The organism is Streptomyces venezuelae ATCC 10712 (assembly GCF_008639165.1).
Lineage (GTDB): Bacteria > Actinomycetota > Actinomycetes > Streptomycetales > Streptomycetaceae > Streptomyces > Streptomyces venezuelae.
Genome location: NZ_CP029197.1, coordinates 4,400,912 through 4,426,671 on the forward strand (window position 1 = coordinate 4,400,912; position 25,760 = coordinate 4,426,671).

The window sequence follows — 25,760 nt, forward strand, 5'->3', positions numbered from 1 at the left end:
TCCGTACGCGCGGTAACAACATGATCAAACCGAGTGTCGCCTTGTCCGTGCCTGGGGCGTTGTGTGCCCTTGGTGGAGATTATTTGATCTTCACGTGCGGCGCCGGACATGACATGGTCACGGAGTAAGCGGCAGCGCCGGGTTCGTGGGGGGCGAGCGTGCCGGTGCCGTCGTGCCGAGGGGGAAGTCTGCCCGGTCGACGGGCCGCCTTTCTGTCATGCCCATGTCTTGAAGCTGCCGGACGATCGCGAGATTGCAAGGCAGACCATGTCATTGTTCCGAGACGTCGGCAGACGCCGGCGTCGCATTCGGTCCGCCCTGACCAAGGGGACCGCGACCACCGCCCTCGTGACGGCGTCCGCCGTACTCGTCGGCCTGATCCAGGCCTCACCCGCCCTGGCCGAGACCGAACCCGAGAAGGACACCGGGCTCGGCCGCAACAGCATCGGGGAGGACCGCCGGCTCGACCGCTGCCTCACCGGAGTCGCGCTGCACGTCGGCGGCCCGCAGCTGAAGGCCAAGGCCATCGAGGGCCTCACCGGCGACGAGAACCTGCTCCGCACCACCGTCGGTGACATCGGCTGGATCGGCTACGGCCCCCTCGGCGTCGCCCGCGACGCCGACGAGGACGCCGCCGACACCTACTCCGCAGGCGTCGGCGCCCGGACCACCGCCCTCGACGAGGCCAACAAGCCGTACCGCGAATCGGCCTGGGCCAGCGACGACATGGAGTGGCACGCCCCCGCCTTCGGCAAGGACGTCACCCACTTCACCCAGGTCACGCAGAAGGAACTCGCCTGGCAGCTCGGCTGGGACGGCCACAGCAACGCCAGCGACGAGGCCGTCGCCCGCGCCCGGGCCCTCATGCAGGAGAACCTGGGCAAGGACGACTGGCACGACTTCTACGTCGAGTTCATGCTGCGGGACAGCGAGGTCAAGAACACCCAGTACACCCGGGGTACGACCTCCAGCGACATCGCGTCCTACCTGCGGCACGGCGGCTACGCCACCCAGGCGCCCGCCCCGGACTCCGCCGAGTACCGGATCGAGGTCGAGACGCTCAAGCAGGCCTGGGCCGCCTGTGACTTCCAGAACCCCGTCGACCCGCGCCGCGTCCTGAACGCCCCGGTCATGAGCGCCATGATCGAGTGGGAGACCGAGTACGCCGGCCAGGCCGCCCAGCGCGCCAAGATCATCCAGGCCGAGGCCGACGCCGCCCTCGCCACCCGCGAGGCGGCCGACGACATGGTCGAGGCCATCGGCCTCGCCTGGTTCGCCGACCAGATCCTGACCTGGCGCAAGTACTGGCAGGACAAGCTCGCCCAGGACCCGAACACCATCCTCGGCAAGCCCGACCAGGCGCTGTACGACAAGGCCACCGCCGACCTCGCCCGGACGCGCCAGAGCGCCGCCGCGGCGGTCACCTCCGCCAAGGCGTGGGCCGCCAAGGCCGCCACCGCCTCCCAGAAGGCCGCCACCGCGCAGCAGGAGGCCTGGGCGGTCGCCGACGCCACGCACGTGCCGCGCGGCCGGGGCCTGATGTACGCCCAGCAGTCGGTGCAGGTCAGCCGCGCCTCCGCGGCAGCGGCCGCCGCCGCCGCGAAGGCGACCGAGACGGCCGGCAACGCCACGAACGCCACCGTCGCCACCAGCGACGCGCTGCTCGCCAAGGCACAGACCGAGTCGCACGCGATCAACACCGAGTTCCGTCGCGTCGCCGCCGAGGAGGCCGCCTCCCAGGCGAAGGCCGCCGCCGACAGCGCCGAGGCCAACGCCACGGCCGCCGCCGAGGCCGCCGCCACCTCGAAGGCCGCCCGTACGACGGCCGAGCAGAAGCGCGACCAGGCCAAGACCGCCGCCGCCACCGCCGCCGCCGAGCGCGCCAAGGCCCAGACGGAGCAGGCCACGGCCGTCGCCTCCCGCGCCAAGGCCGCCGCCGAGCGGACCAGGGCCAAGGAGGCCGAGGAGCGGGCCGCCGGCCAGCAGACCGCAGCGAAGACCGCCGACACGGCCGCCGGTACGGCGACCGCCGACGCCTCCGCCAAGCGGAAGCTCGCCGACGAGAAGGCGAAGGCCGCGCAGACCGCGCGCGAGAAGGCCGTCGCCGCCCTGCGGTCGAAGCAGGCCACCGCGGCCCGCGCCGCCGCACTCGAAGCGGCGGCCACCGCCGCCGTGGGCAGCGCCGCCGCCGCCGAGACCCGGGCCGCCGCCACCGCCGCCCGTACCTCGGCGAACCAGGCCGCCGAGGCCGCCACCGCCGCGCAGACGGCGGCCGACCAGGCCACCGCCGCCGCGGTCTCCGCGCGCACAGCGGCCACCACGGCCGAGGGCGCCGCCGAGCGGGCCCAGGCCAACGCGGTGAGCGCGTGGTCGGCTTACCACACCTCCCTCGGCGCGGCCTCCACCGCGCACGCCGCCGCCGCCGTCGCCCTCGACGCGTCCCAGGACGCGGCCACCCGGGCCGACAACGCCGCCACCGCGTCGGAGAACGCCACCGCACTCGCCAAGAAGGCCAAGGCGGACTCCCTGGCCGCCGGTGCCAGTGCCGCCGAGGCCGCGAAGTCGGCCGCCACCGTCGTGGGCCGTGCCCACGCCGCCGGACAGGCCGCGCTCGCGGCGCGAGACAGCGCCAACGCCGCGGTCGCCGCCTCCGCGGAGGCCGTCACCGTCGGCACGCCGTACAAGGAGAAGGACAGCTCGGCCGCGCTCGCCGTGCTCGTCGGCCAGTCGTCGAAGACGCTCGCCGAACAGCAGGCGGCGGCAGCCGAGGCCAAGGCCACCGCGGCGGCCGCCGCGGCGGCGTCCGCGCAGCAGGCGGCCGCCCAGGCCACCGGTGACGCCAAGCTCGCGGCGGAGGCCGCGGCCCGCGCCGCCAGTGACTCGGTCCGGGCCGTCGAGGCCGTGACCCGCGCCCAGGCGTCCGCGGCCACCGCCGCCGACGAGCAGAAGGGCGCCAAGTCCGCCTCCGACGCCGCCGCCGGCCATCTCGAACAGGCCGGGAAGGACGCCGTCACCGCCCGCTCGACCGCGGACGCGGCGAGCGACGCGGCCGCCGAGGCGGACCGTGACGCCACCGAGGCGGAGAAGCACGCCGCCGAGGCGAACGAGAAGTCGGGCCGGTCCTCCGAGGCCGCCGCGGAGGCCGCGCGCAAGGCGGCCGAGGCGGAGAAGGAGGCCAAGGACGCCGAGACGAAGGCCGGCGACGCGGCGGGCGACAGCACCGCCGCCGAGGAGGCCGCCAAGAAGGCCGAGCAGCAGCAGCGCGAGAAGAACGACGCCGCGCACAAGGCCGCGCTCGAAGCGGGCGACGCGCCCATCAAGGGCGGCGCCGCCAACTGGCCCGCGCTCGGCGCGCGCGAGGAGAAGATCCTCCTCGACGCCTGCGGCCAGACCTGTGTCGACGACTACCGGAAGGGCCTCGCGGCCGTCTCCGTGAACGTCGTCGAGTGGGCCACCGCCCACGGCGGTCAGATCCTCTTCGAGCAGCTCGACGCCGCCAAGGTCAAGGAGTGCCTGGCCGGGAAGGACGTCGACGACTGCCTCTGGGCCCTCGTCGACATCCCCTCGGCGTCCGTGATCGTGGGCCGCGTGCCCGCGCTCGCCCAGGCGATCGAGAAGGTCTCCGACGGCATGCGGACGATCTTCAACGACGCCGACAACGCCCTGCGCCGGCTCAACGAGCTGACGGCCGTCATCCGTGACGTGCGCAGCACCCCGCGCCTCGACCGGTGTGTCGCCGGGGTCGCCCTGCACGCGGGCGGCGCCCGCACGAAGGCCGTGGCCATCCAGGGCCTGTCCGGTACGAACGCCGACCTCGCGGGCATCATCGGCGACCGCGGCTGGATCGGCTTCATGCCGCTGGGCAAGGCCAACGACCAGGACCGGGAAGCCGGTTACGCCTACCTGGACGCCTTCGCGGCCCAGAAGGCCCTCCTGGAGGACGCCAACCGGCCGTACGCGATGAGCTCGTTCGACGACGGGATCACGCTGCACGCGCCGGAGTTCGGCGCCGACATCACCGGCTTCACCCTCTCCACGCAGGCGAAGCTGGCCGACCGCATCGGCTGGGACGCGCACACCAACGCGAGCCCCGAGGCGATCGCCAAGGCCCGGCAGATCACCCAGCAGAACCTCGGCAAGGACGACTGGCACGACTTCGCCGCCGAGTTCATGCTGCGGGACTCCAACGTCGACAACACCCGTTTCTTCGGCGGCACGACCGCCGCCGACATCGCCGCGTACCTGCGGCACGGCGGCTTCCCCGCCGCGAAGGTCACCGAAGGGACCCCCGAGTTCCGCGTCGAGGTCGAGAACCTCAAGCAGGCGTGGGCCTCGTGCAACCACGCCGACCCGGTGGACCCGCGCAACGCCCTGAGCGAGGCCGTCTCGCAGGCCTCGGCAGAGTGGGAGGCGGAGTACGCCGGTCAGGCCGCCCCGCGCGCGGTCATCATGCAGGCGGAGGCCGACGCCGCCGCCGCGACCCGCAACACCGCCGCCCACATGATCGAGGCCATCGGCCAGGCGTGGCGCGCTGACCAGATCCTGCGCTGGCAGAAGTACTGGCACGACCAGCTCGAAGCCGACCCGGACCACATCCTCAAGCCGAAGCAGGCCCTCTTCGACAAGGCGAAGACGGACCTCGCGGACGCCCGGGGCAGGATCCGGGCCCTGGTCACCAAGGCCAAGGAGCAGGCCGCCCTGGCGGCCGCCGCGTCGCAGCGCGCGGTGACCGGACAGCAGCAGGCCTGGGCCATCGCGGACGCCACCGAGGTGCCGCGCGGCCGTGGCCTGATGTACGCGCAGCAGTCGGTGCAGGTCGCCCGCGCCTCCGGTGCGGCCGCCGCGGCCGCCGCGAAGGCGACGGAGACGGCGCTGAACGCGGCGAACGCCACGGTCTCCACGTCGGAGGCGCTCCTCGCCCTGGCGAAGACCGAGGCGCACGCGGTGAACACCGAGTTCCGCCGCATCGCCGCCCAGGAGGCCGCCGCCCAGGCGAAGGCCGCGGCGGACAGCGCGGACGCCTACGCGGCCTCGGCCGCGGAGAACGCCGCGAAGGCCAAGAAGGCCAAGGAGACCGCGCTCGCGGAGGAGCAGCAGGCCAAGCAGGCCGCGGCCGACGCCCATGCGAAGCGTGCGGTGGCCGAGCTGGAGCGCGCCAACGCGGCCGCCTACCGGGCGACCGCCGAGCGCGAGCGGGACAAGGCGAAGGGCCACGAGGCCGACGCCGTCGCCCAGGGCCGGATCGCGAGCGACGCCCGCACCTCGGCCGAGGCGGCGGGATCCACGGCCTCCTCCAAGCGGGCCGTCGCCGAGCAGGCGGAGCGCGACGCGGTCGCCGCCCGTGACAACGCCCTCGAGGCGGAGCAGCGGCGGGACTCGCTGAACGCGAAGGCAGAAGCCCTGGAGGCCAACGCCGCCGCCGACGAGGGTACGGACGCGGCCGGGGCCTCCCGCGCCGCCGCGACCGACGCCCGCGCGGCGGCGAACACGGCGACCACCGCGGCCACCAACGCGCGCGCGTCGGCGAACGCGGCCACCGCCGCCGCCACCAACGCCCGTGAGGCGGCCACCAAGGCGCAGGGCTCCGCGTCCCGCGCCAAGGCGGCGGCCGACAGCGCCTGGGCGTCGTACTGGATCGCGGCGGGTTCCGCCGCCGCGGCGCACGCGGCCGCGGCCGAGGCCATCGACGCCTCCGTGGCGGCGGCGGCCGACGCGAAGGGCGCCAAGGAGCAGTCGGAGAAGGCCTCGGAGGCGGCCAAGACCGCCAAGGCCGAGGCCGCGGCCGCCCGTTCCGAGGCGGCGCAGACGGCGGCCTGGGCGGCGACGACCGCGGGCAAGGCGCTCGCGGCGGTGCAGTCCTCGCTCGCGGCCCGTGACTCGGCGGCCGCGGTGACCAAGCCGGCGAACGAGGCGATCTCGCTCGGCGGCCCGTACCAGGAGGCCGACAGCTCCGCGGCGTTCGCGGTGCTGACCGGTCAGCAGTCGCTGACGATCGCGCAGCAGCAGGCCGCAGCGGCGGCGGCCACGGCCAGCCAGGCCGAGGGGTTCTCCGCCGAGGCGAAGGCCCTGGCCGCTCAGGCCGCCGCGGACATGAAGCTCGCGGCGCAGGCCTCCGCGGCCGCCGCGGCCGACGCGTCCCGCGCGGCCAAGGCATACCAGCGGGCCCAGGCCTCGTCCGCGCAGGCCGCTAAGGACGCCAAGGAGGCGCAGGCGTCGGCGAACCGTGCCGACGGCTACGCCCAGTCGGCGGGCAACGACGCCCTGGCGGCGTCGTCGGCGGCGATGGACGCGCAGGCCGACGCCAACGCGGCGGACGCGGCGGCCACCGAGGCGGAGAAGGACGCCGCCAACGCCCGCGCCGTGGCCACCAAGGCGGAGGAGGACGCGGCCAGCGCCCGTGCCACCGCCGCGAAGGCCGAGGAGGACGCCACGGCGGCCGAGACGGCCGCGGCCGGCGCAAGGGACGCGGCGGAGGAGGCCCAGAACGCCGCGGACCGCACGGAGAGGAGCGGTAACAGCGAGCAGATCTCGCAGGGTGTCACCAGCGGGATCGGCAGCGTGTGGGCGGTCCTCGACCACATCGAGTACATCGGTGAGCCGAAGAACGTCGTCAAGGACAACTGCAACCCGTTCATCCACTTCGGCGACTGCAAGATCACGGCCACCGTCACGTACCGGACGCACTCCGACGTGTTCCTGTGCGCGGCCAAGTGGGAGACCTACGCGACGACGACGGGCAGCTGCCCGAAGGACGACACGGTCTACCTCGGCGCCGACGTGTCGAAGGAGCCCGTGACGGAGCGGCTCACCACGACGCTGACGATGGCCCAGTTCAACTCGGGCATCGATCCGGTCGACGTGCTGCTCGGTGACTTCATCGGCTGCGCGAAGCTGATCACGCCGGGTCTCGAGGGCGGCAGCTGGGGCGACTGCGCCTGGGCGGCGAGCTGGTTCGTCGCGGGTCCGCTCTTCCGGGCGGGCAAGGCCGCGGTGGCGGCGCTCGACGCCTCCCTGAAGCTGGGCGTCGGGTTCATGGACGCCTACCGGGCGCTCCGTACGGTCGGTCTGACCGAGGTCGCCATCCAGGGCATCCTCAGCCGGATCTTCCGGATGGCCGGCGAGGCGTGCACGGTCGCGGACGCGGGGACGCCCAAGGCGGCGAGCTTCAAGCTCGCGAGCTTCAGCGTCACGTCGCTCGCGGCTTCGTCGCCCAACGACGAGCTGATCGAGAAGTGCCGGCGGATCCTCAAGGACATCGTCGTGGACGGCGATCACATCGTCCTCGGGATCAACCCGCACTCGGACGATCTGACCAAGCTCGCCGGCGGGCCCGGCGGGCGCACCTTCAACAACCAGGACTACGGCATCCAACTGCCGAAGTCGATGGGGTTGGGAGAACGACCGATCTGGACGGTGGGGGTGGAGCAGGCGGTGGCCAACCGCAATGTGAGGATCTCGGTGTCCCTGGACGGTGTTCCGGGCGCCACGAACGCGGACGAGGCGCTGAACGCGCTTCTGAAGCGGGGAGAGGGGATCACGCCCGGAGACTGGGAGACCATCCGGCAGCGCGGCATGGGAACCGCGTGGGAGATGACCAAGCTCCGTTCGGCCGTCCGGATGGAGGACCGCGGCTGGAAGTCCATCGACTGGTGGATGACCAACTCGAAGGGCGAGGTGGTACGGGTCTACCCGGAGAAGTGGAAGTACGCCAACGGGACGCCGGTGGCCGACTGATGAGGAGATGGTGAGCATGACGGCTCTCGTCCGGGAGGGGCGGCTCTTCAGGGTCAGCGGGTTCGACCCCTCGCACCGGCAGCTCTTCCTGATCAGCGAGGCCACACTGGTGGACCGGACCACGACGAGGGTCGAGGTCTCCATCGGGCATGTGGACCTGATGTTCCTCAGGTCCCTCTACCGGAACGGGCTGCACGTCCGGCGGGCGACCGCCGCCGAGTTCGCCGTGCTCAGTGAGCGGCACGGTATTCCGGCGGCGAGCGCCGAATACACCTGGATCCTGGATCCGGAAGGGGAAAGCTTCGTCGTCGCCAGTAATCCGAACTGGCGGGAGGCGGAGTACGCCCTGATGGGCGACCGTGAGTCGTTGTACGACGGTCCCTGGCCGCCGGAGTTCCCGGCGGAATCGGGGAATGTGAGCTGACCGACGAGAGGGCCCCGGTGCGATCCGCACCGGGGCCCTTTCGCGTGCCGTCTTCGTCCGGAGCGGCTCGGAGTCGGTCAGAGCCGGTCGAGCTGGGCCTTCACGACCGCTTCCGGGATGGCCGCCTTCTTCGGGTCCAGCATGTTCACCCCGTAGAAGGCGGCGACGACGCCGCCGCTGCGGACGACGGTGTACGTCATGGGCATCTTCTGCTTGCCGATCTCGCCGGTGATCCGGTAGCCGACGGCCTCGTCGCCGAGCTTCGGCGCGGGGAGGCCCTCGACGTCGCCGTAGCTGAGGCCGAGGGTCTTGAAGCCCTTGGGGCAGGCGGTGACGGCCGTGCGGAGTTCCTTCATGACCCGGGTGGCGTTCTCCTCCGAGTGGGAGGAGAGCCACATGGAGCCGACGGTGGCGTTGGTGGCCTCGCCGGGCTGGAGGGAGCGGTGGACGGTGCTCACGGCGGGGATGTGCGTGAATCCGCCGATGAGGCTGGCGAGGGGCTGGCAGGCCTTCGTGTCGGCGCGCATGTCGCGGCCGGCCTCGACCTCCGTCTTGGCTATCTTCTTGGCGTCGTAGCCGGCCGTCATTCCGGTGATGGCGGCTTTTTCGAGGGCCTTTCCGTCGAGCGCCCCGAGTCGCTTCGCCTCCGCCGCTTCCTTTTCGTCGGCGTTCTGTGTCGCGCTCGCCTTCGGGTTCTTGTCCTGCGATTCCTTGGATTCCCCGCTGCACGCGGTCGCCGCGAGCAGGGCCGGCAGTACGGCGAGAATCGGGAGGGCCCTGCGCAGCTTCATGGTCTTTTCTTTCCTGGCGCCTGTTTTCGCATACAGAACAAAACGAAATGATCTTACTGGCGGCAGGAGTGGTTCCGCATTACGGTTTGGCGTCGGGATGTGCTGTTCCGGACATGTCCGTCAGCTCCGCGAGTTCCCTTTCCAGGTTTTCCCGCGCCCTCTCCTCCCAGGCCGCCGCCCCGTAAGGCGTACGGAACAGGCGGGGGAGTCCGAGGAGGTGGCGGAGGACGGCCGCGCGGCCTTCGCGGAAGGCGTCGTCGGGGACGAAGGCGTACTCCTCGCGGACGGCCGCCGCATACCCCTGGTAGGTATCGGGGGCGGTGGCGAGGATCGCGAGGTCGGCGTCGCAGAGGGTCTCGCCGTTGAGGTCGCCGGGGGCCGGGTCGTGGCTGGTCGTGAGGCGGACCAGGCGGGCGACCTCCGTCACCTCGTGCGGGGTGAGCCCGGCCTCGGTGAGGGCCTTCTCGGCGAGGACGGCCGAGCGTTCCTCGTTCTCGGAGCGGTCGGGGCGGTAGACCGCGTCGTGGAACCAGGCGGCGAGCCGGACGAGCTCCAACTCGCCGCCCTCGCCGCCCTGGTCGGTGAGTTCGTCGATGCGGTCGAGGACCGCCCGCAGGTGGTCGACCGTGTGGTAGCGGCGCTGGGGTTCGGCCCAGCGGCCGAGGAGGTTCCGGCCGTACGGGGTGGGGTCGGGGCCCTCCCGGCCGGCCCGGGCGGCGAGCAGGGTGGCGTTCCAGCGCCGGAGGAGCGCGAGGTCCCGGTCGGCGGTCGTGGCGTGCTCTTCCTCGGCGGTCATGGGGGCATTGTGCCCGCCGGGGGCGGTGGAAGCGCCGCTTCCCACGCGCTCCCGTCCTCGCGGAGGTGTCGCTTCCCGGTGCCGTCTCCTCCCTCTTACATACCCCCCATGGGTATGCTACGGTGCTCCGCACAGGTACCCCCTAGGGGTATGCCCCGAGTCCCGGTCGGACCGCTCGGGGGCCGTCGCGAGTGAAGGGTCAGGGCAATGTCAACCGTCAATCCCCGGCGCTGGTGGGCACTTGTCGTGCTCGCCGCCGCCCAGTTCATGGTCATCATGGACACGTCGATCATCGGGGTCGCGCTCCCCGAGATGCAGAAGGACCTGGGCTTCACGCAGGGCGAGCTCCAGTGGGTCTTCAACGCGTACGTGATCGTCTTCGGCGGCCTCCTGCTCCTCGGCGGACGCCTCTCCGACCTCATCGGGGCCCGGAAGATCTTCGTCTCCGGCTGGGCGATCATGATCGCCGGCTCGGTTCTCGCCGCCGCCGCGCAGACCGCCTGGGTCGAGATCGCCGGCCGCGCCGTCCAGGGCGTCGGCGGTGCCCTCATCGCACCCTCCGCCATGACCCTTCTGATGATGCTCTTCATGCACGACCCGAAGGAGCTCGGCAAGGCGATGGCGCTCTACGGTGCCGCCGCCCCGGCCGGCGGCACCGCGGGCGTCTTCCTCGGCGGCGTCTTCACCGAATGGGCCGCCTGGCAGTGGGTGTTCATCATCTACATCCCGATCGGCCTCGCGACCCTCGCCGCCACCAAGCTCCTGCCGAACGTCGAGTCCCGCCGCGGCTCCGTCGACATCCTCGGCGCCGTCGCCGTCACCGCCGGACTCGCGCTCGCCGTCTTCGCCGTCGTCCGCGCCCCCGAGGTCGGCTGGGGCGCCACCGCCACGATCCTCGAACTGGCCGGCGCCGTCGTCCTGCTGATCCTCTTCTTCGTCATCCAGAAGAGCATCCGCGAGCCGCTCATGCCGCTGAACATCTGGCGCGTTCCGCGCCTGGGCTCCGCCAACCTGGCGATGACGCTGCTCGGTGCCGCCTGGATCCCGATGTGGTACTTCCTCAACCTGTACCTCCAGCAGGTCCTGGGCTACGGCGCCTTCGCGTCCGGTGCCGCGCTGCTCCCGATGACCGTGCTCCTCATGATCTTCATGACGGCCATCACCGCCCGCCTCATGGGGAAGTTCGGCGCCAAGCCGCTCATCGGCGTCGGTCTCCTCGTCCTCGCGGCCGGACTGGTCTGGCTCGCCGCCGTCCCGCCCACCGGCACCTTCCTCGTCGACGTCCTGCCTGCCTCGCTGGTCGCCGCGCTCGGCATGTCCCTCGCCTACATCCCGGCGATGATCGCCGCGATGTCCGGCGCCCCGCAGGAGCAGGCCGGTCTCGCCTCCGGCATCGTCAACACCACCTACAACGTCGGCTCCGCGCTCGGTCTCGCCGCGCTGACCGCCGTCGCGATGTCCCAGGGCGCCGACCAGCTCGGCAACCTGCCGGCCCTCACCGACGGGTTCTCGGCCGCCTTCATCGGCGCCGCGATCATCGCCGCCGTCGGCGGTGTCGTCACCCTGCTCGTCATGAAGGGCGACAAGGCCGTCGCCGGAGCGGCCGCGCCCGCCCCGGAAGGCGAGAAGGTCTCCGCCTGAACCGCCCCGAGCCCCCGAAGGGGCCGCCCGATGTCCGTGCCCAGGACGTCGGGCGGCCCCTTTTCCGTACCCGGGCCGCACCCGGTCCGTCCCCAGAAGAGGAACGTCATGGAACTGAACACCCGCGCCGTCCACGTCATCAATGAGCCCTTCACGGAAGGCAGTTGGCCGCTCTCCGTGCCCCTCGTGCAGTCCTCCGCCTTCGCCTTCGAGTCCGCCGACGAGCTCGCCGGGGCCATGGCGGGACCCGACGGGCGGTACGTCTACGGCCGCCGCGGCAATCCGACCGTACGGGCCCTGGAGCGGACCCTCGCCGGCCTGGAGGGCGGCGCCGGGGCCATCGCCTTCGCCTCCGGCATGGGCGCGATCAGCGGGGTGCTGCTCGCCCTCCTGCGGCCGGGCGACCGGGTGGTGGCCCAGCGCTGCCTGTACGGCGGGACGCACGCGGTCCTGGCCGACCTGGCCGAGCGGTACGGCGTCGAGGTCGTCCGGATATCCGGCGACGACCCGGCCGAGCTGGCGGCCGCCGCCGTGCACCCCGCGACCCGGGTGCTCGTCCTGGAGACCATCGCCAACCCCACCGGGCAGGTCCCCGACCTGCCGGGGCTGCTCGCCGCCGCCCGCGCGCTCGGGGTGACGAGCCTCGTCGACAACTCGCTCGCCTCGCCCGTGCTGTGCCGGCCGCTGGAGCTGGGCGCCGACATCGTCGTCCACTCGACCACCAAGTACCTCTCCGGGCACTCGGACGTGCTCGGCGGCGCCGCCGTCTTCGCCGACGACGAGCTGCGCCTGCGCGTGTGGCCCCGGACGGTCGAACTCGGCGCCTGCGCGGACCCGTTCGCCGCCTGGCTGACCCTGCGCGGCATCCCCACCCTGCCGCTGCGGATGCGTGAGCACTGCGCCAACGCGGCGGCGCTCGCCGAACTCCTCGCCGGGCACCCCGCGGTGACGGCGGTCCACCATCCGTGGCGCCCGGACCACCCCTCGTACGCCATGGCGCGGAAGGTCCTTGCGGGCGGGGGCGGGCTGCTCTCCTTCGAACTCGCGGGGGGCCGGGAGGCGGGCCGGGCCTTCATCGAGCGGGTGCGGGTCGCCCGGCTCGCGCTCTCCCTCGGCGGGGTGGAGACCCTCGTGACGCACCCGGCGTCCACGTCCCACCGGGAGCTGGACGAGGGCGAGTTGGCGGCGGCGGGCATCGGGGCGGGCCTGGTGCGGATGTCCGTCGGGATCGAGGACGCGGGGGACCTGTGGGCCGATGTCGAACAAGCCCTCGCCTGAGCCTTCTTTTGGGTTGACAAAATAAATGACTGATTCGTAGATTGGTGGGTGCCAGGGAAAGACCACTCCTAGGTCAAGGGGGACGCGCGATGCGCTACTTCGAGGACTTCCGGCCCGGCGACGTCCACGAGCTGGGCACCGTCACCGTCACGGCGGAGGAGGTGCTGGAGTTCGGCAGGCGCTTCGACCCGCAGCCCTTCCACACGGACCCGGAGCGCGCGGAGCTCTCGCAGTTCCGCGGCCTGATCGCGAGCGGGTTCCACACCCAGGCGATGTTCATGCGCCGCTACGTCGACGGACTGCTCGCCTACAGCGCCTGCATGGGCTCGCCCGGCATCGACGAGGTCCGCTACCTGCGGCCCGTCCGCCCGGGCGACGTCCTCACCGCGCGCGTCGAGATCCTCGGCTCCACCCCGTCGCCGTTCAACCCCGCCACCGGCACCGTCAAACCGCGGTGCACCCTGGTGGCCCCCGACGGGACGGCCGTGTTCAGCATGATCCTGCACAGCATCTTCCGCCGGCGCCCCGCCGACTCCGAGGCCGGCCATCTGTCGTCGATGCCCGCGGCCGAGGACCCCGTCGCCTGCGCGCGACCGGCCAAGACCTGTGTCCCGGTCATGAGCGCCTGACGAACCGTCCTTCGTCGGGCCCTGAACACGGCCGTCCGAATCACCGCCCCTCCGCCTCTCCGCCTCTCTGCCTCTCTGCCTCTTTGTCCATCCACCGAAGTGAAGGGGGACCTCCTGTGGAGGCCGTATCCCGCACCGCCCAGTGGACCGCCGCCGCGCGCGCCCTGGAGACCGAGCGCGAGGACCGGCTGTTCGCCGATCCCTACGCGCGCACCGTCGCCGACCAGATCGGCTTCGAACTGCTCGAGCGCTACGCCGGGGGCGGCACCGTGCCGTTCCTCGCCATCCGCACCACCTACCTCGACCGCGCCATCGTCGCGGCGGTGGAGGAGCGCGGCATCCGCCAGGTCGTCTTCCTCGCCGCCGGCATGGACACCCGCTTCTTCCGGCTGCCCTGGCCCGACGGCGTCACCGTCTACGAGCTCGACCGCCCGGCCCTCCTGGAGGCCAAGGCCGAGATGCTCAGGAACGAGCCGCAGCCCGCCGGCCGCACCCGGATCACCGTCCCCGTCGACCTGACCCAGGACTGGACCGGCCCCCTCAAGGAGGCGGGCTGGAAGAGCGAGGAGCCCGTCCTGTGGGTCGTCGAGGGGCTGCTGTTCTTCCTGCCCGAGCAGGCCGTGCGGACCCTCATCTCGACGCTCTCCGCGCACGCCGCTCCCGGCTCCGTGCTGCTCGGCGACGTCATCTCGAAGGCCGCCCTGGAGAACCCGCTCGCGCGGACCTTCCTCAGCGCCCTGAAGGACGACGGCAACCCGTGGCTCTTCGGCACCGAGGAGCCCGAGGCGCTGCTCGACGACTGCGGCTGGGCCGTACGGGAGGTCCGGCAGCCCGGTGAGGACGGCGCCGACTTCGGCCGCTGGCCCTACCCGGTGCCGGCCCGCTCGGTGCCGCGGGTCCCCCGGTCCTTCCTGTTCACCTGCGATCTCCCCACCCACAGCGAGGAGAGGGCCGCATGAGCGCCCACGACTTCCACCAGAGGGTCATCACCGACGCCGGTGCGGCCGTCCGCGGCCTGACGGTCGCCCTCGGCGAGCGCCTCGGCCTGTACAAGGCGTTGGCCGAGCGGGGCCCGCTCACCTCCGGGCAGCTGGCGCGGGCCACCGGCACGAACGAGCGGTACGTCGAGGAGTGGCTGCACGCCCAGCTCTCCGCCGGGTACGTCGAGCGGCACCCGAGCTCCCTCACGTACACCCTCCCCGCCGACCACGTCGAGGTCCTCGCCGACCCGAAGGCCGTCACGTACGCCGCCGGGTTCTTCACCGCCCTGAAGGCGCTGTACGCCACCGAGGACCTCCTCGTGGAGGCGTACCGCACCGGTGACGGCGTCGGCTGGGCCGAGCACGACGCGGCCCTCGACACCGGCATGGGCTCCTTCTTCCAGCCGACGTACGAGCACAAGCTCGTCCCGGAGTGGCTGCCCGCCCTCCACCAGGTCACCGACAAGCTCGCCGCCGGCGGCACCGTCGCCGACGTGGGCTGCGGCGTCGGCCACACCACCCTGCTCATCGCGAAGGCCTTCCCGAACGCCACCGTGCACGGCTTCGACTACTCGGAGGAGGCCATCTCGATCGCGCGGGAGCTCGCCGAGGAGGCCGGGCTCTCCGGGCGGGTCGTCTTCGAGGTCGCCTCGGCCGACGACTACCCGGGCTCCGGATACGACCTGGTGTGCTTCTTCAACGCCCTGCACGACATGGGGGACCCGGTCGCCGCCGCCCAGCACGTCCACAAGTCCCTGGACGCGGACGGCACCTGGATGCTCGTCGAGTCGAACGTGTCGCCGCAGGACATCGACGTCCAGACGCCCGCCGCCCGCATGTTCATGGCCCTGTCCGCCGTGATGTGCCTGCCCGTCGCCGTCGCGCAGCGCGGCCCGCACGCGCTCGGCAACCACTCCGGCGAGAAGGCCTTCCGGGCCATCGCGGAGGAGGCCGGCTTCACCCGCTGGCGCCGCGCCACCGAGACGCCCGTGAACGCGGTCTACGAAGTCCGCCCGTAACCCCCTCCGAAGGAGCCAGACCATGGGCGCCACCGCCCCCCTGCCCGTGACCGACCGGTTCATGGAGGTCCTGGAGCGGCTCAGCGAGCGTTCCGTCGAGGACTACTACAACCCGTACCAGACCTTCCAGTGGCCCGAGTCGCTGGAGGAAGACCGCTTCTGGATGACCCCGGAGCTGCTCACCGTCTACGGCACCGAGCACTACGACACCCTCGGCGAGGAAACGCTTCAGCGGCTTTCGAAGTGGGAGTCCGTCAACTTCTACAGCCTCAACGTGCACGGCATCCGCGAGCTCCTCATCGAGGTCGTCGGCCGCATCCACATGCCCGGCTTCGAGGTGCCCTCGGACTTCTTCCACCACTTCATCGGCGAGGAGAACGAACACATGTGGTTCTTCTCCGAGTTCTGCCGCCGCTACGGCAACAAGATCTACGGCTCCACCGCCATGCGCGCCGACGCCGCCTGGGAGCCGGAGGTCGAGAACTTCCTCGTCTTCACCCGCATCCTCTTCTTCGAGGAGCTCGTCGACCACTACAACTCCCGGATGGCGAAGGACACCTCCCTCTGCCACACCATCCGCGAGGTCAACCGCATCCACCACCAGGACGAGTCCCGGCACATCGCCTTCGGGCGCGAGCTGGTCTCCCTGCTGTACGGGCGGATGTGCCAGGCGGTCGGTGCCGAGCGGGTCCGCGAGGTCGAGGCGTACCTCAAGCGGTACGTCGTCTACAGCGTCAACTCCCTCTACAACCCCCACGTGTACCGCGACGCCGGGATCCCCGACCCGCTGGCCCTGCGCAACGCGCTGGTCGCCGACGAGCGCCGGCGTCCCCACGAGCGCAAGGCGATCCGCAAGCCGCTCGCCTTCTTCCTCAAGACCGGGATCTTCTCCGACGACACCCTGCCCGTCGTCTGAGCCTCCAGGAACCTCCCACCCGAGAGGTGCACCGACCATGACCGTGACGACCCCCGCGACTGTCGGGGCGACCAGGGGCCTGCCGTCCCTGGGACCCGAGGGGACCCGCCTGCTGCGGCTCCTCGACGACACCTTCGAGAGCTGGGGAGTGGCCGCGGGCGCCCGCCCGATGACCATGCCCCCGCTCCTCCCGGCCGCCGACCTGGCGAACCTGGACTACTACGACAACTTCCCGCACCAGGCCGTCCTGGCCGCCCCGCTCGACCTGGAAGGACGGCTCGGCAGCCCCTTCGACGGCGAGCGCGGACAGTGGCCCGCCGCCGCCCTCGAACCGGCCGGCCTCGGACTGCCCTCGGCGTCCTGCTACGCCGTCTACCTCGACCACCAGGGCACCCGGGTCGCCGACGACACCCTCGTCACGATCTGCTCCTGGTGCTTCCGCAAGGAGACCCACTACGAGGGCATGCGCCGCCAACTCGGTTTCCGCATGCGGGAGATCGTCGCCATCGGCGCCCGCGAGCACGCCGAGACCCACCTCGCCGACTTCACCACCCGCATCCACTCCTTCGCCGCGGCGCTCGACCTGCCGCTGCGCAGGGAGGCCGCCTGCGACCCCTTCTTCGACAAGGGCGGCTCGAAGGCGGTCCTCCAGCGGCTCACCCCGGTGAAGTACGAGTTCCTGTACGAGGACCTGGCGATCGCCTCGGTCAACACCCACCGGAACTTCTTCGGCGACCGCTGCGCCATCACCCTGGCCTCCACCGGCGGACCGGCCTTCACCAGCTGCGTCGCCTTCGGCCTTGAGCGCTGGCTGTCGGCCCTCACCCGCCGCCACGGCGGCTGGGAGGCGGCCACCGAGGCCGTCCTCGACGCGAACGCCCGGCTGCGGGCCCGTGCGAGCGGCGCGGCCGGGCCGGTGATCTGACGTGCCGGCCCGTCCCGCCGCCCCGCCGGCGGGCGGCCTGGGGTGGGCGAACCTCGGCATGGACATCGTGTCCGTCAACCGTGTCCGCAGGCTCCTCGCCCAGTACGGGGAGCGGTTCTTCGAGCGGATGCTCACCCCCGGCGAGCTCGCCGACTGCCGTACCTCCTCCGGGCTCGACGTACTGAGCCTGTGCGGGCGGATCGCGGCCAAGGAAGCGGCCTTCAAGACCTTACGGGTCAGGGGCAGGTTCCTGCCCTGGCCGGACATCGTGGTGCGGCGCTCCGAGGGCGGCTGGCCGCTCGTGGAACTGCACCGGGCGGCCGCCGAGATGGCCGCCGAATCCGGCATCACCGAGATCACCGTGTCCATCAGCCACGACGTGGACTACGCGGTGGCGGTGGCCGCACCGATCATCGCGCCCGCCCCACCATCCATCAGCAGCTAAAGGAGAGCAACCATGGCCGACGGCCTGCAGACGGTGAAGAACTGGATCCTCGACCGTCACCCCGAGCGCGACGACATCGCGCCGGACCTCGACCTGATCGAGAACCGGCTCATCGACTCGCTGTCCTTCGTCGAGTTCGTCTTCCTCCTGGAGCAGGAGAGCGGCACCGCGATCCAGATGGAGACCCTCGAGGTCGAGTCCATCCGGACCCTCGGCGCCATCGAGCAGCACTTCTTCAAGGCCCCGGCGGAGGTCCAGGCATGAGCCGCCGCCTCTTCACCTCCGAGTCGGTGACCGAGGGCCACCCCGACAAGATCGCCGACCGGATCAGCGACACCATCCTCGACGCGCTGCTCGCCGAGGACCCGTCCTCGCGGGTCGCGGTGGAGACCCTGATCACCACGGGTCTCGTGCACATCGCCGGCGAGGTCACCACGAAGGCGTACGCGCCGATAGCGAAGCTGGTCCGCGAGGCCGTCCTCGACATCGGCTACGACTCCTCCGCGAAGGGCTTCGACGGCGCCTCCTGCGGCGTCTCCGTCTCCATCGGCGCCCAGTCGCCGGACATCGCACAGGGTGTGGACACGGCGTACGAGTCCCGGGTGGAGGGCACCGGCGACGAGCTGGCGGCCCAGGGCGCCGGCGACCAGGGCCTGATGTTCGGCTACGCCTGCGACGACACGGCCGAGCTGATGCCGCTGCCGATCGCCCTCGCCCACCGGCTCTCCCGCCGTCTCACCGAGGTCCGCAGGAACGGCACCGTGCCGTATCTGCGCCCGGACGGGAAGACGCAGGTCACCATCGAGTACGACGGCGACCGCCCGGTCCGGCTCGACACGGTCGTGGTCTCCTCGCAGCATGCGGCGGACATCTCCGTCGAGGGCCTGCTCACCCCGGACGTGCGCGAGTACGTCGTCGAGCACGTCCTCAAGGAGCTGGTCGAGGAGGGCGTCAGCCTGGAGTCCGACGGCTACCGCCTCCTGGTCAACCCGACCGGCCGGTTCGAGGTCGGCGGTCCGATGGGCGACGCGGGCCTCACCGGGCGGAAGATCATCATCGACACGTACGGCGGGATGGCCCGGCACGGCGGCGGCGCGTTCTCCGGCAAGGACCCGTCGAAGGTGGACCGTTCGGCGGCGTACGCGATGCGCTGGGTCGCGAAGAACGTCGTGGCGGCCGGGCTCGCCCGCCGCTGCGAGGTCCAGGTCGCGTACGCCATCGGCAAGGCCGAACCCGTCGGCCTCTTCGTCGAGACCTTCGGCACCGGCACCCTGCCGGACGAGACCATCCAGGCGGCCGTCGGCGAGGTCTTCGACCTCCGCCCCGCGGCGATCATCCGCGACCTGGACCTCAAGCGGCCGATCTACGCCAAGACGGCGGCGTACGGCCACTTCGGCCGCGAGCTCCCCGAGTTCACCTGGGAGCGCACGGACCGCGTGGAGGCCCTGAAGAAGGCGGCGGGGGCGTAGACCATGCGCATCGCTGTCACGGGATCCATCGCGACCGACCATCTGATGACCTTCCCCGGCTGGTTCAGCGAGCAGCTCCTCGCCGACCGGCTCGACAAGGTCTCCCTGTCGTTCCTCGCCGACAACCTGGAGGTCAGGCGTGGCGGAGTGGCAGCGAACATCGCCTTCGGGCTCGGCGTCCTCGGCCTGCGCCCCGCCCTCGTGGGCGCGGTCGGCGCCGACTTCGAGCCCTACCGGGTCTGGCTGAAGGACCACGGTGTGGACACCGACTCGGTGCGCGTCAGCGAGTCGCTCCACACCGCCCGGTTCGTCTGTACCACCGACCGGGCCCAGAACCAGATCGCCACCTTCTACGCGGGGGCGATGGCCGAGGCGCGCGAGATCGACCTGAGGTCGGTCGTGGCGCGCACCGGCCGGCTGGAACTCGTCCTGGTCTCCCCGGACGACCCCGAGGCCATGCTCCGGCACACCCGAACCTGCCGTGACCTGGGGATTCCCTTCGCCGCCGACCCGTCGCAGCAGCTCGCGCGGCTCGACGGCGAGCAGGTGCGGGAGCTGGTGGACGGGGCGCGCTTCCTGTTCACCAACGAGTACGAGACGGCGCTTCTCCTGGAGAAGACGGGCTGGACCGAGGCGGACGTGCTGCGCCGCGTCGGCACCTGGGTCACCACCCACGGCGAGGCGGGCGTCCGCATCCGCGGCGAGGGCCGTGAGCCCCTGGCCGTACCGGCGGTGCAGGTCGCCGCCGTCGTCGACCCGACCGGCGTCGGCGACGCCTTCCGGTCCGGATTCCTCGCCGGCTGGCTGTGGGGCGTGCCGGAGCGGTGCGCGGCGCAGCTGGGCTGCGCGGTGGCCGCGACCGTCCTCGACTACGTGGGGACGCAGGAGTACCGGCTGCACCGGGAGCCGCTCCTGGACCGGATCAGGACGACGTACGGGACGGCCTGCACGGCGACCCTCGTCACCCATCTGAGGACACTGTCATGAGGGGGCTCACGTGACCGTCGTACGGAGTTCCCTGCGGGAGGAGTTCGCCCGGCGGGTCGTGGTGGCCGACGGGGCGATGGGCACGATGCTCCAGGCCGCCGACCCGAGCATGGACGACTTCACCGGCCTCGAAGGCTGCAACGAGATCCTCAACCTCACCCGCCCCGACATCGTCGCCTCCGTCCACGACGCCTACTTCTCGGTGGGCGTGGACTGCGTCGAGACGAACACCTTCGGGGCGAACCTGGCCGCGCTCGCCGAGTACGGCATCGAGCACCAGGTGTACGAGCTGTCCGAGGCGGGCGCCCGGATCGCCCGCGCGGCGGCGGACGCCCACACGGCCGCCGACGGACGCCCCCGCTGGGTCCTCGGCTCCATGGGCCCCGGTACGAAGCTGCCGACTCTGGGCCACGTCACGTACGAGCCGCTGCGCGAGGCCTTCCAGCAGAACGCCGAGGGCCTGATCCGCGGCGGCGCGGACGCCCTGCTCATCGAGACCTCCCAGGACCTGCTCCAGACCAAGGCGGCCGTCATCGGCGCCCGCCGCGCCTTGGACTGGGTCGGCGTCGACCTGCCGGTCATCGTTCAGGTCACGGTGGAGACGACCGGCACGATGCTGCTCGGCTCGGAGATCGGGGCGGCCCTGACCGCTCTGGAGCCGCTCGGCATCGACATGATCGGCCTGAACTGCGCCACGGGCCCCGCCGAGATGGCCGAGCACCTGCGGTACCTCTCCCGGCACGCCCGCGTCCCCCTCTCGGTCATGCCCAACGCCGGCCTGCCCGTCCTCACCTCCGACGGCGCCCACTACCCGCTGTCCCCGGCCGAACTGGCTGACGCGCAGGAGGCGTTCGTCCGCGAGTACGGCCCCGCGCTGGTCGGCGGCTGCTGCGGGACGACGCCGGAGCACCTGCGGGAGATCGTGGGGCGGGTGCGGGGTGCGGCCGTCCTCGACCGCCGCCCCGAGCCGGAGCCCGGCGCCTCGTCCCTGTACAGCCATGTGCCGTTCCGGCAGGACACCGCGTACCTGGCGATCGGGGAGCGCACCAACGCCAACGGCTCCAAGAAGTTCCGCGAGGCGATGCTGGAGGCCCGCTGGGACGACTGCGTCGAGATGGCGCGCGACCAGATCCGCGAGGGCGCGCACATGCTCGACCTCTGCGTCGACTACGTGGGCCGGGACGGCGTCGCCGACATGCAGGAGCTGGCCGGCCGCTTCGCGACCGCCTCCACCCTGCCGATCGTCCTGGACTCCACCGAGGTCGACGTGCTGCGCGCCGGCCTGGAGAAGCTCGGCGGCCGGGCCGTCGTCAACTCCGTCAACTACGAGGACGGCGACGGCCCCGAGTCCCGCTTCGCCCAGGTCACCGCCCTGGCGAAGGAGCACGGCGCGGCCCTGATGGCGCTCACCATCGACGAGGAGGGCCAGGCCCGGACCGTCGGGGCGAAGGTCGCGATCGCCGAGCGGCTGATCGCCGACCTGACCGGGAACTGGGGGATCAGGGAGTCGGACATCCTGATCGACACCCTCACCTTCACGATCTGCACGGGCCAGGAGGAGTCGCGGGGCGACGGCGTCGCGACGATCGAGGCGATCCGCGAGCTGAAGCGACGCCACCCGGACGTCCAGACGACCCTGGGCCTCTCCAACATCTCCTTCGGTCTGAACCCGGCCGCCCGGATCGTCCTCAACTCGGTCTTCCTCGACGAGTGCGTCAAGGCCGGCCTCGACTCGGCGATCGTGCACGCCTCGAAGATCCTGCCGATCGCCCGGCTGGAGCCGGAGCAGGTGGAGGTGGCGCTCGACCTCATCCACGACCGGCGACGCGAGGGCTACGACCCGCTGCAACGCTTCCTGGAGATGTTCGAGGGCGCGACGGCGAAGTCCCTCAAGGCCGGCAAGACCGAGGAACTGCTCGCCCTGCCTCTGGACGAGCGGCTGAAGCGCCGGATCGTCGACGGTGAGAAGAACGGGCTTGAGGCGGACCTCGACGAGGCCCTGACCACCACGCCGGCCCTCGACATCGTCAACAACATCCTCCTCGACGGCATGAAGACGGTCGGCGAGCTGTTCGGCTCCGGTCAGATGCAGCTGCCGTTCGTGCTCCAGTCCGCCGAGGTGATGAAGACGGCGGTCGCGTACCTGGAACCGCACATGGAGAAGTCGGACGCCGACGGGAAGGGCACGATCGTGCTCGCCACCGTCCGCGGCGACGTCCACGACATCGGCAAGAACCTCGTCGACATCATCCTCTCCAACAACGGCTACAACGTCGTCAACATCGGCATCAAGCAGCCGGTCTCCGCGATCCTGGAAGCCGCCGAGGAGCACAAGGCCGACGTCATCGGCATGTCGGGCCTCCTCGTGAAGTCCACCGTGATCATGAAGGAGAACCTCCAGGAGCTGAACGGCCGGGGCCTCGCGGCCCGCTACCCGGTGATCCTCGGCGGCGCCGCCCTGACCAGGGCCTACGTCGAACAGGACCTGCACGAGCTGTACGAGGGCGAGGTGCGGTACGCCCGAGACGCCTTCGAGGGCCTGCGCCTCATGGACGCCCTCATGGGAGTGAAACGAGGCGTCCCCGGAGCCGTACTCCCGCCGCTCAAGCAGCGCAGGGTCGCCGCCCGCCCGCCCGTCGCCGAGGTCAGGGAACCCGAACCGGCCGGCCGCTCCGATGTCGCCGAGGACAACCCCGTACCCGAACCCCCCTTCCTCGGGACCAGGGTCGTCAAGGGCATCCCGCTCGCCGAGTACGCCCCCTGGCTCGACGAGAGCGCCCTCTTCAAGGGCCAGTGGGGCCTCAAGGACCCCGAGACCATCGAGACGGAGGGCCGTCCGCGGCTGCGCGCCTGGCTCGACCGCCTCCAGACGGACCACCTCCTCGAAGCAGCCGTCGTCTACGGCTGGTTCCCCTGTGTGTCCAAGGGCGACGACCTGATCGTCCTGGACGAGGACGGAGGCGAGCGGACCCGCTTCTCCTTCCCCCGCCAGCAGCGGGGCCGCCGCCTCTGCCTGGCCGACTTCCACCGCGCGGAGGACTCCGGCGAGATCGACGCCGTCGCGATGCAGGTGGTCACCGTCGGCTCCCGGATCGGCGAGGAGACGGCGAAGCTCTTCGCCGCCGACGCCTACCGCGACTACCTCGAACTCCACGGCCTGTCCGTCCAGCTTGCGGAAGCCCTTGCCGAGTACTGGCACGCCCGCGTGCGCTCCGAGTGGGGCATCGGCGACCGGGACCCGGCCGGCATCGGCGGCATGCTCCGCACCGAGTACCAGGGCTGCCGCTACTCCCTCGGCTACCCGGCCTGCCCCGACCTGGAGGACCGGGCGAAGATCGCCGCCCTGCTGCGCCCGGAGCGGATCGGGGTCGAGCTGTCGGAGGAGTACCAGCTGCACCCCGAGCAGTCGACGGACGCGATCGTCGTCCACCACCCGGAGGCCGGCTACTTCAACGCGGGAGGCCGCAGATGAGCCCGACCTTCTCCTTCGAGTTCTTCCCCCCGAAGAGCCCGCGCGGCGAACGGACCCTGTGGGAGGCGATCCGCCGGGTGGAGGCCCTCTCCCCGGACTTCGTCTCGGTGACGTACGGCGCGGGCGGCTCGTCCCGCGACCGGACGATCGAGGTCACGAAGCGGATCGCGGCCGAGACGACGCTGCGGCCGGTCGCGCACCTGACGGCCGTCGGGCACTCGGTGGCGGAGCTGCGGGCGATCATCGGCGCGTACGCGGACGCCGGGGTACGGGACGTCCTCGTCCTGCGCGGAGACCCGCCGGGCGACCCGCGCGGGGCATGGACACCGCACCCGCGGGGCTTCACGTACGCCCATGAACTCGTCGAACTCGTCCGCTCCCTGGGCGAGTTCCGGATCGGCGTGGCCGCCTTCCCGGAGGGCCACCCGAGGTCGGCGGACCCGGCGGAGGACCTCGCGCACTTCGTCGCCAAGTGCCGCGCCGGCGCCGACTACGCCATCACCCAGATGTTCTTCGACCCCGAGGACTACCTGCGGCTCCGGGACCGGGTCGCGGCCGCCGGCTGCGACACCCCGATCATCCCGGAGATCATGCCCGCGACCGACGTCCGCCAGATCCGGCGCTTCGCCGAGCTGAGCGACGCCGCGTTCCCCGAGGACCTGGCGCACCGCCTGGAAGCGGCGAAGGACGACCCGGCGGCTGCCTACCGCGTCGGCGTGGAGCACGCCACGGGGATGGGCCTGCGGCTGCTCGACGAGGGCGCGCCGGGACTGCACTACATCACGCTGAACAAGTCGACCGCGGCCCTGGAAATCCACCGGACCGTCATGAGCGCAAGGAGCGTTGTCCATGTCTGACGCCTTCACCGACTTCAAGGTCGCCGACCTCTCCCTCGCCGCCTTCGGCCGCAAGGAGATCACCCTGGCCGAGCACGAGATGCCGGGCCTGATGTCGATCCGCCGCGAGTACGCCGAGCAGCAGCCGCTGGCCGGCGCCCGCATCACCGGCTCCCTGCACATGACCGTGCAGACGGCCGTCCTCATCGAGACGCTCGTCGCGCTCGGCGCGGAAGTGCGCTGGGTGTCCTGCAACATCTACTCGACGCAGGACCACGCGGCCGCCGCGATCGCCGCCGCCGGCATCCCGGTCTTCGCCTGGAAGGGCGAGACCCTCGAGGAGTACTGGTGGTGCACCGAGCAGGCCCTGACCTGGCCGGACTCGCCCACCGGCGGCCCGAACATGATCCTCGACGACGGCGGTGACGCGACGCTGCTGGTTCACCTGGGCGTTGAGTACCGCAAGACCGGCCGGCTCCCGGCGCCGGAGAACGAGGAACTGACCGTCATGCGGGCCCTCTTGGAGAGCAGCACGCTCGACTGGCCGACGATCGCGGCCGGTGTCCGCGGGGTGACCGAGGAGACCACGACGGGCGTCCACCGGCTGTACGAGATGCACCGCGAGGGTTCGCTGCTCTTTCCCGCGATCAACGTGAACGACGCCGTGACGAAGTCGAAGTTCGACAACAAGTACGGCTGCCGCCACTCCCTCATCGACGGCATCAACCGCGCCACCGACGTCCTCATCGGCGGCAAGACGGCGGTGGTCTGCGGCTACGGCGATGTCGGCAAGGGCTGCGCCGAGTCCCTCCGTGGCCAGGGCGCGCGGGTGATCGTCACCGAGATCGACCCGATCTGCGCCCTCCAGGCGGCGATGGACGGCTACCAGGTCGCCACCCTGGAGGACGTGGTGGAGACGGCCGACATCTTCATCACCACGACCGGCAACAAGGACATCATCATGGCCGCCGACATGGCCAAGATGAAGCACCAGGCCATCGTCGGCAACATCGGTCACTTCGACAACGAGATCGACATGGCCGGCCTCGCCAAGATCCCCGGCATCGTCAAGGACGAGGTGAAGCCGCAGGTCCACACCTGGACGTTCGAGGACGGCAAGGTCCTCATCGTCCTGTCGGAAGGCCGCCTGCTCAACCTGGGCAACGCGACCGGCCACCCCTCCTTCGTGATGTCGAACTCCTTCGCCGACCAGACCCTGGCCCAGATCGAACTCTTCACGAAGCCCGAGGAGTACCCGGTCGACGTGTACACCCTCCCCAAGCACCTCGACGAGAAGGTCGCCCGCCTCCACCTGGACGCCCTCGGCGTCCGCCTGACGACCCTCCGCCCCGACCAGGCGTCATACATCGGGGTCCCGGTCGAGGGCCCGTACAAGCCGGACCACTACCGCTACTGAC

Annotated in this window: 18 protein-coding genes; 16 read left to right on the forward strand and 2 right to left on the reverse strand. The window is 71.6% G+C overall.

Annotated elements, in window-relative coordinates:
* Nucleotides 1-267 precede the first annotated feature (267 nt).
* Nucleotides 268-7,734, forward strand: coding sequence for a polymorphic toxin type 27 domain-containing protein (locus tag DEJ43_RS20355; RefSeq protein ID WP_150253466.1), 7,467 nt, complete (start codon nucleotides 268-270; stop codon nucleotides 7,732-7,734).
* 16 nt (nucleotides 7,735-7,750) lie between these two features.
* Nucleotides 7,751-8,158, forward strand: coding sequence for a hypothetical protein (locus DEJ43_RS20360; RefSeq protein ID WP_015035264.1), 408 nt, complete (start codon nucleotides 7,751-7,753; stop codon nucleotides 8,156-8,158).
* Between the two features lie 77 nt (nucleotides 8,159-8,235).
* Here DEJ43_RS20360 and DEJ43_RS20365 read toward each other — a convergent pair whose 3' ends face one another.
* Together DEJ43_RS20365 and DEJ43_RS20370 are read right to left on the reverse strand one after the other, a co-directional pair.
* Nucleotides 8,236-8,949 (reverse strand): hypothetical protein, encoded by a 714-nt coding sequence (locus DEJ43_RS20365; protein ID WP_015035266.1) that lies wholly within the window; start codon nucleotides 8,947-8,949, stop codon nucleotides 8,236-8,238.
* 79 nt (nucleotides 8,950-9,028) lie between these two features.
* Complete coding sequence (locus DEJ43_RS20370; protein WP_041664088.1) at nucleotides 9,029-9,745, reverse strand: HD domain-containing protein; 717 nt, start codon at nucleotides 9,743-9,745, stop codon at nucleotides 9,029-9,031.
* 207 nt (nucleotides 9,746-9,952) lie between these two features.
* Here DEJ43_RS20370 and DEJ43_RS20375 point away from each other — a divergent pair, with 207 nt between their 5' ends.
* The 14 genes from DEJ43_RS20375 (at nucleotide 9,953) to ahcY (ending at nucleotide 25,759) form a co-directional block, all read left to right on the forward strand.
* Nucleotides 9,953-11,386: an MFS transporter gene (locus DEJ43_RS20375; RefSeq protein ID WP_015035268.1), complete on the forward strand. Its 1,434-nt coding sequence runs from the start codon at nucleotides 9,953-9,955 to the stop codon at nucleotides 11,384-11,386.
* Nucleotides 11,387-11,494: 108 nt separating this feature from the next.
* A complete protein-coding gene (locus DEJ43_RS20380; protein WP_015035269.1) occupies nucleotides 11,495-12,664 on the forward strand; it encodes a trans-sulfuration enzyme family protein in 1,170 nt (389 codons plus the stop codon).
* 89 nt (nucleotides 12,665-12,753) lie between these two features.
* Nucleotides 12,754-13,293, forward strand: a complete 540-nt coding sequence (locus DEJ43_RS20385) for a MaoC family dehydratase (protein ID WP_015035270.1) — start codon at nucleotides 12,754-12,756, stop codon at nucleotides 13,291-13,293.
* 116 nt (nucleotides 13,294-13,409) lie between these two features.
* Complete coding sequence (locus DEJ43_RS20390; RefSeq protein ID WP_015035271.1) at nucleotides 13,410-14,252, forward strand: class I SAM-dependent methyltransferase; 843 nt, start codon at nucleotides 13,410-13,412, stop codon at nucleotides 14,250-14,252.
* Nucleotides 14,249-15,292 carry a methyltransferase domain-containing protein gene (locus DEJ43_RS20395; protein ID WP_015035272.1) on the forward strand — a complete coding sequence of 348 codons (1,044 nt, stop codon included), beginning with the start codon at nucleotides 14,249-14,251 and terminating at the stop codon, nucleotides 15,290-15,292. Before DEJ43_RS20390 ends, DEJ43_RS20395 begins: the two co-directional genes overlap by 4 nt.
* 22 nt (nucleotides 15,293-15,314) lie before the next feature.
* Nucleotides 15,315-16,208, forward strand: coding sequence for a diiron oxygenase (locus tag DEJ43_RS20400; RefSeq protein ID WP_015035273.1), 894 nt, complete (start codon nucleotides 15,315-15,317; stop codon nucleotides 16,206-16,208).
* A gap of 37 nt (nucleotides 16,209-16,245) precedes the next feature.
* A complete protein-coding gene (locus DEJ43_RS20405) occupies nucleotides 16,246-17,133 on the forward strand; it encodes a class-II aminoacyl-tRNA synthetase family protein (protein ID WP_015035274.1) in 888 nt (295 codons plus the stop codon).
* Nucleotide 17,134: 1 nt separating this feature from the next.
* Nucleotides 17,135-17,578: a holo-ACP synthase gene (gene acpS, locus DEJ43_RS20410; RefSeq protein WP_015035275.1), complete on the forward strand. Its 444-nt coding sequence runs from the start codon at nucleotides 17,135-17,137 to the stop codon at nucleotides 17,576-17,578.
* A gap of 12 nt (nucleotides 17,579-17,590) precedes the next feature.
* On the forward strand, nucleotides 17,591-17,842 hold the full coding sequence (locus DEJ43_RS20415; RefSeq protein WP_015035276.1) for an acyl carrier protein: 252 nt from the start codon (nucleotides 17,591-17,593) through the stop codon (nucleotides 17,840-17,842).
* Entirely contained in the window at nucleotides 17,839-19,047 is a 1,209-nt protein-coding gene (gene metK / locus DEJ43_RS20420; RefSeq protein ID WP_015035277.1) for a methionine adenosyltransferase, read from the forward strand. Before DEJ43_RS20415 ends, metK begins: the two co-directional genes overlap by 4 nt.
* A gap of 3 nt (nucleotides 19,048-19,050) precedes the next feature.
* The gene (locus DEJ43_RS20425; RefSeq protein ID WP_015035278.1) at nucleotides 19,051-20,034 is read left to right on the forward strand and encodes a carbohydrate kinase family protein; all 984 of its coding nucleotides are present in this window, start codon (nucleotides 19,051-19,053) and stop codon (nucleotides 20,032-20,034) included.
* A gap of 10 nt (nucleotides 20,035-20,044) precedes the next feature.
* A complete protein-coding gene (metH, locus tag DEJ43_RS20430; RefSeq protein ID WP_015035279.1) occupies nucleotides 20,045-23,506 on the forward strand; it encodes a methionine synthase in 3,462 nt (1,153 codons plus the stop codon).
* Nucleotides 23,503-24,363, forward strand: coding sequence for a methylenetetrahydrofolate reductase [NAD(P)H] (gene metF, locus DEJ43_RS20435; RefSeq protein ID WP_015035280.1), 861 nt, complete (start codon nucleotides 23,503-23,505; stop codon nucleotides 24,361-24,363). The genes metH and metF overlap by 4 nt, the downstream gene beginning before the upstream one ends.
* Nucleotides 24,356-25,759 carry an adenosylhomocysteinase gene (gene ahcY, locus DEJ43_RS20440; RefSeq protein WP_015035281.1) on the forward strand — a complete coding sequence of 468 codons (1,404 nt, stop codon included), beginning with the start codon at nucleotides 24,356-24,358 and terminating at the stop codon, nucleotides 25,757-25,759. The genes metF and ahcY overlap by 8 nt, the downstream gene beginning before the upstream one ends.
* Nucleotide 25,760: the final 1 nt, after the last annotated feature.

Bases quoted from the DNA above. Each gene is read 5' to 3' on its own strand.
- DEJ43_RS20355 (WP_150253466.1), top strand. From the start codon at position 268: ATGTCATTGTTCCGAGACGTCGGCAGACGCCGGCGTCGCATTCGGTCC.
- DEJ43_RS20360 (WP_015035264.1), top strand. From the start codon at position 7,751: ATGACGGCTCTCGTCCGGGAGGGGCGGCTCTTCAGGGTCAGCGGGTTC.
- DEJ43_RS20365 (WP_015035266.1), bottom strand. From the start codon at position 8,949: ATGAAGCTGCGCAGGGCCCTCCCGATTCTCGCCGTACTGCCGGCCCTG.
- DEJ43_RS20370 (WP_041664088.1), bottom strand. From the start codon at position 9,745: ATGACCGCCGAGGAAGAGCACGCCACGACCGCCGACCGGGACCTCGCG.
- DEJ43_RS20375 (WP_015035268.1), top strand. From the start codon at position 9,953: ATGTCAACCGTCAATCCCCGGCGCTGGTGGGCACTTGTCGTGCTCGCC.
- DEJ43_RS20380 (WP_015035269.1), top strand. From the start codon at position 11,495: ATGGAACTGAACACCCGCGCCGTCCACGTCATCAATGAGCCCTTCACG.
- DEJ43_RS20385 (WP_015035270.1), top strand. From the start codon at position 12,754: ATGCGCTACTTCGAGGACTTCCGGCCCGGCGACGTCCACGAGCTGGGC.
- DEJ43_RS20395 (WP_015035272.1), top strand. From the start codon at position 14,249: ATGAGCGCCCACGACTTCCACCAGAGGGTCATCACCGACGCCGGTGCG.
- DEJ43_RS20400 (WP_015035273.1), top strand. From the start codon at position 15,315: ATGGGCGCCACCGCCCCCCTGCCCGTGACCGACCGGTTCATGGAGGTC.
- DEJ43_RS20405 (WP_015035274.1), top strand. From the start codon at position 16,246: ATGACCGTGACGACCCCCGCGACTGTCGGGGCGACCAGGGGCCTGCCG.
- DEJ43_RS20415 (WP_015035276.1), top strand. From the start codon at position 17,591: ATGGCCGACGGCCTGCAGACGGTGAAGAACTGGATCCTCGACCGTCAC.
- metK (WP_015035277.1), top strand. From the start codon at position 17,839: ATGAGCCGCCGCCTCTTCACCTCCGAGTCGGTGACCGAGGGCCACCCC.
- DEJ43_RS20425 (WP_015035278.1), top strand. From the start codon at position 19,051: ATGCGCATCGCTGTCACGGGATCCATCGCGACCGACCATCTGATGACC.
- metF (WP_015035280.1), top strand. From the start codon at position 23,503: ATGAGCCCGACCTTCTCCTTCGAGTTCTTCCCCCCGAAGAGCCCGCGC.
- ahcY (WP_015035281.1), top strand. From the start codon at position 24,356: ATGTCTGACGCCTTCACCGACTTCAAGGTCGCCGACCTCTCCCTCGCC.